The organism is Oleiphilus sp. HI0080 (genome assembly GCF_001635135.1).
On record NZ_LWFU01000089.1, the window covers coordinates 1 to 549 of the forward strand.

The 549-nt window shown below is 52.6% G+C and carries 1 protein-coding gene; it reads right to left on the reverse strand.

The window, feature by feature from the left end; all coding sequences use genetic code 11:
- On the reverse strand, positions 1-464 hold a 464-nt coding region (locus A3751_RS01195), incomplete at its 3' end, for a hypothetical protein (RefSeq protein WP_156492160.1).
- Positions 465-549 lie beyond the last annotated feature (85 nt).

Below are 549 nucleotides of genomic sequence, written 5' to 3' on the forward strand. Positions count from 1 at the left end.
TCGGGCATGGGCGCGCTTTGAAAACCCGCATACACATCGACCAACACCTTAACCAAACATTCCGCCGTCACCGCATAGCCCGTCGCCCAGGCACAGCGTCGCATAAACGCGCGACCGACTGCATGTGCGCTCAAAGCCATGAGTCGTTCAGACGTCCACGTATTAATTGGATCGGATGGATTGCACACCGAACGACACAGATACAATACGCCACCCTCTTCCTCATCGTCATTCCACGCACCGCTCGGCTCAATGTAGTAAACCGTCGATGTCGCTTCCCTTTGCCCAATGACTTCCGTCGCACCAAGCTGCTCCTGCATAAGCTCTTTGATGCGCTTATAGTGCATACGTTTTTTGCGCGAAGAGTCTTTGTTGCATCGCGCCATGTCTGCTGCAGCAACGTCAATCGACCCTTTGATACCTGCATCAAGAACGTGTAGTGACGATATGAACTCATCGGCCATAGAGCGCGCTTCACTTGGGCTAAGCTTGACCCGCGAACTAAACGCGAACGAGTCACTTGAACGGGGCTTAAAAAAGTTTGCTAGA